Below are 8,558 nucleotides of genomic sequence, written 5' to 3'. Positions count from 1 at the left end.
GCCTTGCCAGCCCGCTCAGAGATGTGTATAAGAGACAGGGTCACGACGATCGATTCCGTTTTGGGGCGCTCGTGCTTCGGTAGCGTTTTGGCGCCCCTGCTACTCAGTTACCGTATGACCGACACTGCGTATCCGCCGATCAGCCAACAGCTGACGGACGCCGCCGAGCAGCGCTCGGCGAGCCCTGAAACGGAATTTCAGGACCTCGAATCCGCACAGGAAGAGGGACGCCGGAAGATGGACTGGGCCGCCCAGCACATGCCCATCCTCGAGTCCGTCCGCGAGGAGTTCGTCGCCGAGAAACCGTTCGAGGGCGAGATCATCGCGATGGCGATGCACGTCGAAGCGAAGACGGCGATCCTCGTCGAGACGCTCGCCGACGGCGGCGCCGAAGTCGCCGTGACGGGCTGTAATCCGCTGTCGACCCACGACGACGTGTCGGCCGCGCTCGACACCCACGAGAACATCACGAGCTACGCGAAACGCGGCGTCGACGACGACGAGTACTACGACGCCATCGAGGCCGTCATCGCCCACGAGCCGACGATCACGGTCGACGACGGGATGGACCTCGTCGCCGCGATCCACGAGGACTACCCCGAACTGATCGACGGCATTATCGGCGGCGCCGAGGAGACCACGACGGGGGTTCACCGCCTGCGCGCGATGGACGCGGACGGGGCGCTTGACTACCCCGTCTTCGCCGTCAACGACACGCCGATGAAGCGCCTGTTCGACAACGTTCACGGCACCGGCGAGTCCTCGCTCGCCTCCATCGCGATGACCACGAACCTCTCGTGGGCCGGCAAGAACGTCGTCGTCGCGGGCTACGGCTACTGTGGCAAGGGGGTCGCGAAGAAGGCCGCCGGCCAGAACGCGAACGTCATCGTCACCGAAGTCGAACCACGGCGCGCACTCGAGGCGCACATGGAGGGCTACGACGTGATGCCGATGGACGACGCGGCCGAGGTCGGCGACGTCTTCCTGACGACCACGGGCAACCGCGATATCATCGTCGAGGAACACTTCGAGGCCATGAAAGACGGCGTCCTGCTCGCCAACGCGGGCCACTTCGACATCGAGATCGACCTCGAGGCGCTAGACGACCTCGCGGTCGACCGCTACGAGGCCCGCGACGGCGTCGAGGCCTACGAGATGGCCGACGGTCGGCGTCTCAACGTCGTCGCCGAGGGTCGACTCGTCAACCTCGCCGCGCCGGTCTCGCTCGGCCACCCCGTCGAAGTGATGGACCAGAGTTTCGGCATTCAGGCCGTTTGCGTCCGCGAACTGCTCGAGAACGCCGAGGAGTACGACGCGGGCGTCCACGACGTCCCCGACGAACTCGACAAGGAGATCGCCGAGATCAAACTCGAGGCCGAAGGCGTCGACTTCGACTCGCTGACGGAGACCCAGCGCGACTACATGGGTAGCTGGGACCACGGAACGTAGTTTAGGGAAAAGAACGGCGAATCACGCTCGAACCACGCTCGAGCGGGATCCGGATTCCACGTCGTTTCCGACGGACTCAATCCGCGGCGTCGGTCGGCGTATCGACGACGAATACGAGACCGCCGGTCTCCGGACCGGCGAGTCGAACGGTAACGTCGGCCGTCTCGCCGGAGCGACAGCGCCCGGTACAGGACCCCGTCCAGCGCCAGCCGTCGGCGACGGTCGGAATCGCCGTCGACTCGAGTCGCTCGACGCTCTCGTCGGTAAACAGCGTCCGCCACGATTCGCCACAGAGCGTTTTCCGGTCGTAGCCGAACTGCACCGCGAACGAGCGGTTGAGGAACTCGATCTCGTCGTCCGGATCGACGATGGCGATCGCGTCCGCCGCGAGTTCGACGCTGGAAAGCGACCGCTGTGTCAGGTCTGCGAGACGGCGTCGATCGACGAGTCCTCGAATTCGGTGTTCCAGTCGGCCGAGGTCGATCGTCGACGCGTCGGGAGCGGAGACGAAACAGTCCATCCAGCAGTGGTCCCGTGCGGCGTCGACCACGGCTGCCGCCTCGTCGCCCGTCTCGACGAGGACGACGACCGGCACCGCCGATGCGCGTCGCCCGAGCGTCTCGAGGTCGAGCCCGTCCGCTCGGGTCGTCGCCGCGTATTCGGTGACGAGACAGTCGACGCCCCGGAGTTCGTGCGGCGTCGCGGACAGCGTCGCCGTCGTCTCGACCGAGAGATCGTCCCCGTCGAGCGTCTCCTCGATCCGCTCGCGACGGGTTCGGTCCCCTGCGACGATCCGAGCGGAGATCGGCGCCTCGACCGGCGGTAGACTCCTGGTCTGAGTGGCCATCGTCGGAGTACTCATCGAATCCCCTCCGGTAGTGTGTACGCGTCACTGCCGCTGGTCGTTACAGGCGTCGACCGGGTTCGAGTCGGTGGCCGGCGTCGATTACGAGCGGGCATGGACCGTTCCGTCGACCACGATGGTCCCGTCGCTTTGGACTTCGACCGTGTGGTCCCCATAGGCGAACTCTACGCGCGCGTCGACGCCCGCGTTCGATCGGAACAGCGAATCGAGCGCTTCGGGGTCGACCGCGTGGTAGAGCGGCTCGAGCTCGACCGGATCTGTCTCGAGCTCGTCGGCGATAGCCTCGATGACGGTCAGACTGAGCGAGTCGTTGTGGTAGTCGAGCGTGGTTCCGGTCATTACGTTCGAATACACGTCGACGACGGGCATTTCCCTGTCCGTTATACACGTAACCCCTCGGTCGTTTGGGCACTATACATATTGAAGCCAGTCTGAGGCGGTCGATATCGACATCTACTGACGTTCTCGAGCCGTTCGCCCGCCGTCTGCCGATCGATCCAGCACGAGGCGGCGGACAGAAATATACGGTATCTGATAGACCATACGTGTCATCTGTGAGGGGACCGTATCCGGCGTATGGACGTCCTTTCGCGCCGCGAGCGTTCGGACGGACGCACCCGCCGCTGGCTGCTGGCGGTCGCGTTCGGACTCGTCGTTCTCGCCAGCAGTCCGTGGCTCGAGGTGGGTCAGTCGACCGTTCCCGGAGCACCGCTCGTACTGTTCGGACTCGCCGCACACGGCGGCACCGACAGCGACCGCGAACCGAGTCTCGATCGGCTCACGACCGAACTCGAGGCGTTCGTCTCGCGACTCCGCGTGGACGTGGCCGAAGGGAAGCGGTTCGCCGTGGCCGACGCGGACGAAGCCGATGACGCGGGCGAAGTCGACGAGTCGATCCGCGACTGCGCGGCGCGAATTCGTTCCCTCACCGTCGAGATCGCGAACGACGGCGACGACGACGATGACGTGGCCGAACTCGCCGAAACCGTCGACGAACTGACGGCGACGATCGTCGAGCGCGACCGGCAGTTCGACGAGCGCGAGCGAGCGCTCCGGACCGCAAACGAACGCCTCGAGGCGGCGATCGAAGCGTCGCCGACGGCGCTCGTCGGCGTCGACCTCGAGGGGACCGTCGAGGTGTGGAACCCCGCCGCCGAGCGAACCTTCGGCTGGACGGCGGCCGAGGTACGGGGCGATCAGCTCCCGATTATTCCGGACGACCGGGTCGACGAGGTCGACGGGTTCCGGACCCGTCTCGAGGCCGGCGAGGCGATCACTCGCGTCGAGACGAAACGCCGTCGGAAGGACGACTCGTTGATCGATGTCAGCCTCTCGAAGGCGCCGATCAGGGACGCAAACGGCGAGATCGTCGGCGCGATGGCGGCCCTCGAGGACATCACGGAGCGGAAGAACCGGGAACGCCGACTCGAGGCGACCAGCGCGCGCCTGGAGGCGCTGTTCGATCGCTCGCCGGACATGATCGACGTGCTCGACCCCGAGGGAACGATCGTCGAGACGAACCGGCGTCTTCGCGACGAACTCGGCTACGACGAGGGGGAACTGATCGGGACGAAAATCTGGAATCACGATCCGTCGTTCGACGAAGCCGCCGTCGACTCCCTGCTCGGCGACCTCGATGTCGACGAACGGCGGCGTTTCGAGGGCGAGTTCGAGCGCGCCGACGGCTCGACGTTCCCCGTCGAAGTCCACTGCATTCACCTCTCGATCGCCGGTCGGACGCGAATCCTGTCGAGCGCCCGTGACATCTCCGGACGCACGGAACGCGAGCGATCGCTTCGGGAAACGAGCCGCCGCCTCGAACTCGCACTCGAGGGAACCAACACGGGCGTCTGGGAGTGGAACGTCGAGACGGACGAAATCGTCTGGAACGAGACCCTGGAGCGACTTCTCGGACTCGAACCCGGCTCGTTCGATGGCACCTACGAGGCCTTCAAAGCGCGCGTCCACCCCGAGGACCGTTCGCGAGTCGAAGCGGCCCTCGAGCGGGCGGTTACCGAGGGCGAGCGCTACGAAACCTCGTTTCGGATGCGACACGCCGACGGCGACTGGCGGTGGGCCGGCGTTCGCGGACGACTCGTCGACGACGAGGCCGAAACACGAATACTCGGGATCTATACGGATATTACCGATCGAAAGGAAAACGAACGACGACTACAGCGCCGCGAACGGGAACTCCAGCGGTACGCCGAGTATACGAACGACGTCCTCGATGCCGTCGACGACGTTTTCTACGTCTTCGACCGGGATGGCGACCTCCAGCGGTGGAATCAAAGCCTGCTCGACTCGACGAGCTACACCGAAGCGGACGTCCGGGAGATGACCGTCCTCGAGTTCTTCGACGACGACAATCGCCCGATCATCGCGGAGGCGATCGAAGACGTCTTCGAAACGGGCGAGACGCGCGTCGAAGCGTCGGTGTTGACCGCCGACGGCGAGCAAATCCCCTACGAGTTCGTGGCGACGAGCCTCGAGAACCTCGACGGCGAGTCGGTCGTCGCGGGAATCGGCCGGGACATCTCCGAACGACGGGCCAAGGAGCGAGAACTCGAGCGCTACCGGGAGTTCACCGGCGACATGCTCGACGCCATCGACGACGTCTTCTACGTCCTCGACGAGGACGGCGAACTCTTGCGCTGGAACGACACGGTCGTCGAGGTGTCCGGCTACACCGAAGACGAAATCGCCTCGATGCACACCCTCGAGTTCTTCCCGGAAGAAGACCAGCCGGCGATCCGTCGGTCGGTCGAAGAGGCGTTCGAAACCGGCGATACGCGCGTCGAAGCGGACTACCTCACGAAAGACGGCGAACGGATCCCCTACGAGTTCGTCGCGACGCGCGTCGAGGACCCTGACGGCGACCCCGTCGAAGTCGGTATCGGTCGCGACATCTCGGCCAGAAAGCGCTACGAACGTGAACTCGAGCGAACAACGGAGCTACTCACCCAGTCACAGCAACTGGCGAACGTCGGCGCCTGGGAACTCGACGTCCGCGACGGCACCTACGTCCACTGGACGGACGAGGTCGCTCGTATTCACGGACTCGACTCCGCCGACGATATCGGACTCGAGGGAGCCCTCGAGTACTACCACCCGGAGGATCGCCCGGAAGTTCGGCAGGCGATCGATCGCGCGATCGACGAGGGCGAACCCTACCAGCTCGAGTTGCGACTGCTTCCGGAGGGCGACGACGACGTCCGCTGGGTCCGCACCATCGGCGAACCGATCGTCGAAGACGACGACGTCGTCCGGATCGTGGGCTCGATTCAGGAGATCACCGACCGCAAGCGCCGCGAGCGCGACCTCCGGGAGACGAAACGTCGACTCGAGCTCGCACTCGAGGGGACGAACACGGGAATCTGGGAGCTAAACGTCGAGACGAACGAACTCTTCTGGAGCGAGACCTTAGAGCGGCTCGTCGGCCTCGAGCCCGGCTCGTTCGGCGGGACCTACGAGGTGTTCAGAGAGCGGGTCCACCCCGACGATCTGCCGGTGATCGAACCCGATCTCGAGCGCGCGATCGAGAACGACGAGATGTATCGCCGGGGGTTCAGGCTTCGCCACGAGGACGGCGGCTGGATCTGGGTCGGCGCCCGCGCTCGACTCGTAACCGACGAACAGGGCGACCGATGGATGGTCGGCATCAACAACGACATCACCGACCGAAAGCGCCGCGAACGCGAACTCGAGCGCTACGAGACGATCATTCAGGCGATCGGCGATCCGGTTTACACACTCGATCCCGAGGGGAACATCCAGTTCGTCAACGACGCGATCGAGTCGCTTGCGGGGTACGAACCGTCGGAACTCGTCGGCGAAGCGGTGACGACGGTCGTCTCGGAGGCCGACTTCGAGCGCGCTCGCGAACTCGTCCGCGAACTGCGCCGCGAGGACAAGCGCTACGAAACTCTCGAAGTCGACCTCGAGACGGCCGACGGCGACGTCATCGAGGCGGAAAACCACATGGCGCTGTTGCCGTCCGACAACAGCAGATTCGCCGGCACTGCGGGCGTCATCCGCGACATCTCCGAGCGCAAGGAACGAGAACGAGAACTCGAGCGCACGACCGACTTTCTAGAGCGCGTCCAGCGACTGGCGAGCGTCGGTGGCTGGGAACTCGACGTCGACGCCGACCCTCGGACTGCCATCTGGACCGACGAGATGTATCGAATCCACGATCTTTCGCCCGACGTCGACCCCGATCTCGAGACGACGATCCAGTGTTTCCACCCGGAGGATCGACCGTTCGTTCGCGACCGGCTGACGGCGGCGATCGAGACCGAAACGGGGTACGATCTCGAGGCGCGCATCCAGCCCGACGAGGGTGCCACCCGCTGGGTCCGGGCGATCAGCGAACCGATCCACGGTCCCGACGGCGAACTCGTCGCCTACCGGGGAGCCGTCCAGGACATCACGGATCGCAAACAACGAGAACTCTCCCTCGAGTCGCTCCACGAGACTGCACGCGGACTCCTCAACGCGGAGACGGCCGGAACGATCGCCGATCTCGTCACCGACACCGCCGCCGACTTACTCGAGTCCGACCGCGCGAGTGCGGCCGTCTACCTGCTCGAGGACGATACCAACCGCTTCGAACCGGTCGCGTCGACGCCCGATTTCGGTCCCTCGAGCGGTGACGAGATTCCCTCCGTCGCCGTCGGTGACAGCGATTCCGTGCTCTGGACGACGTACGTCGCGGGGACGCAGACGGTCGTCGACGACGCTGCGACGGGCGAGCGATCGCCGCTGTTCGACGGCGACGCGCCGGGCGGTCTCCTCGTCCCGATCGGCGACCACGGCGTCTTCGTGCTGGTCGCCCCGCCGTCGACGATCGACGACGAGAGCCGACAGCTGTTCGAGACGCTCGTCGCGACCACCGAGGCCGCGTTCGACCGCCTCGAGAGCGAGGCGACGTTGCGCGAACGGGACGCCGAACTCGAGACCCGCAACCGACGGCTTCGCCGTCAGATCCAGATTACCGACATCATCAGGCGGATCGACCAGTCGCTGATCGGCGCCGACAGTCGCGGCGAGATCGAGCGGAACGTTCCCGAACGTCTCGTCGAAGCCGACGACATCTCTTTCGCCTGGATCGGCGACGTCGGGGCCGGGGGAACGGCTCTCGAGGCCCGCTCGTGGGCCGGCGACGAACCCACCTATCTAGACACGCACGAGTTCGACCTCGAGGGCGAGAGCGCGGAGCCGGCGGTCAAAACGGCGCGGTCGGCGACGCCGACGGTGGTCGAGAACGCCGTCGCGGAGTTGCAGGCCGAGCCCTGGCGGCGGGTGGCCGTCGACGCGGGCTTTCAGTCGGCGATCGCTGTGCCGCTTCAGTTCGAGGAGTACAGCTACGGCGTACTGGCGGTGTACGCCGACGAACCCGACGCGTTCGGCGACCTCGAGCGCACCGTCTTCGCCGAACTCGGCGAGGGGATCGCCAACGCGATCAACGCGGCGGAGACCCAGGAAGCGCTCCACGCGGAGACGCTCGTCGAGTTGACGGTCACGCTCGAGGGCGACGATTTCCTCTCGCGGCTCGCGACGGCGACCGGCGCGACCGTCTCCTACGAAGGCCTCGGTGCGAACACCGATTCGGAGACGGTGCTGTTCTTCGAGACCCGCGGGGCGTCGGCGGCCGACGTCGACGACGTCCTCGCGGAACTCGTCTCGGTCGCCGACTACCGACTCGTCAGCGACGCCGAGGAGGGCTGTCTGTTCGAGGCGACCATCACGGGCGATACCGTCGCCTCGCGGCTGGTCCGCCACGGCGGCAGCCCGCGGTCGATCACCGCCGACGGCGAGCGAACCACGGTCGCGGTCGACGTCCCGACGACGACGGACGTCCGGGAGTTCGTCGAGATGCTCGCCGATCAGTACGCCGAGGTAGAGCTCCAGTCGCGACGACAGGTCTCCCGCGAGATGCAGACCAGACAGGAACTCGTCACGGCGCTGTTCGAGGACCTGACCGACCGCCAACTCGAGGTGTTACGAACGGCGTATCTGGCCGGCTTCTTCGAGTGGCCCCGCGAGAGCACGGGCGAGGAGATCGCCGAGATGCTCGAGGTCACCCAGCCGACGGTCAACCGTCACCTCCGAATCGGCCAGCAGCGGCTCTTCTCGCAGCTGTTCGGGAGCGAGGCGCTCTCGTTTGCCGACGCGTCGTAGCGTTCGCTCTCACCCGACGCCGATCGTTCGCCGTGTGCTATCGCTCGGCGATCGGTGAGCC

The 8,558-nt window shown here is 65.8% G+C and carries 4 protein-coding genes; 2 read left to right on the top strand and 2 right to left on the bottom strand.

What is annotated here, in order from left to right:
• Positions 1–114 precede the first annotated feature (114 nt).
• Entirely contained in the window at positions 115–1,449 is a 1,335-nt protein-coding gene (locus C493_RS10820) for an adenosylhomocysteinase (RefSeq protein ID WP_007259472.1), read from the top strand.
• A 76-nt stretch (positions 1,450–1,525) separates the two neighbouring features.
• Here the strand turns inward: C493_RS10820 and C493_RS10815 are convergent, their stop codons facing one another.
• Complete coding sequence (locus C493_RS10815; protein ID WP_049889299.1) at positions 1,526–2,311, bottom strand: PAS domain-containing protein; 786 nt, start codon at positions 2,309–2,311, stop codon at positions 1,526–1,528.
• A gap of 84 nt (positions 2,312–2,395) precedes the next feature.
• On the bottom strand, positions 2,396–2,653 hold the full coding sequence (locus tag C493_RS10810; protein ID WP_049889303.1) for a HalOD1 output domain-containing protein: 258 nt from the start codon (positions 2,651–2,653) through the stop codon (positions 2,396–2,398).
• Positions 2,654–2,890: 237 nt separating this feature from the next.
• Between C493_RS10810 and C493_RS10805 the strand changes: the two genes are divergently transcribed.
• The gene (locus C493_RS10805) at positions 2,891–8,497 is read left to right on the top strand and encodes a PAS domain S-box protein (protein WP_007259469.1); all 5,607 of its coding nucleotides are present in this window, start codon (positions 2,891–2,893) and stop codon (positions 8,495–8,497) included.
• The last annotated feature ends 61 nt before the right edge of the window (positions 8,498–8,558 follow it).

Origin of the sequence: Natronolimnohabitans innermongolicus JCM 12255 (assembly GCF_000337215.1) — an archaeon.
GTDB lineage: Archaea > Halobacteriota > Halobacteria > Halobacteriales > Natrialbaceae > Natronolimnohabitans > Natronolimnohabitans innermongolicus.
The sequence above is the reverse complement of the archived record's forward strand: the minus strand, read 5'-3'. Positions and strand labels throughout refer to the sequence as shown.

Bases quoted from the DNA above. Each gene is read 5' to 3' on its own strand.
- C493_RS10805 (WP_007259469.1), top strand. From the start codon at position 2,891: ATGGACGTCCTTTCGCGCCGCGAGCGTTCGGACGGACGCACCCGCCGC.
- C493_RS10820 (WP_007259472.1), top strand. From the start codon at position 115: ATGACCGACACTGCGTATCCGCCGATCAGCCAACAGCTGACGGACGCC.
- C493_RS10815 (WP_049889299.1), bottom strand. From the start codon at position 2,311: ATGAGTACTCCGACGATGGCCACTCAGACCAGGAGTCTACCGCCGGTC.
- C493_RS10810 (WP_049889303.1), bottom strand. From the start codon at position 2,653: ATGACCGGAACCACGCTCGACTACCACAACGACTCGCTCAGTCTGACC.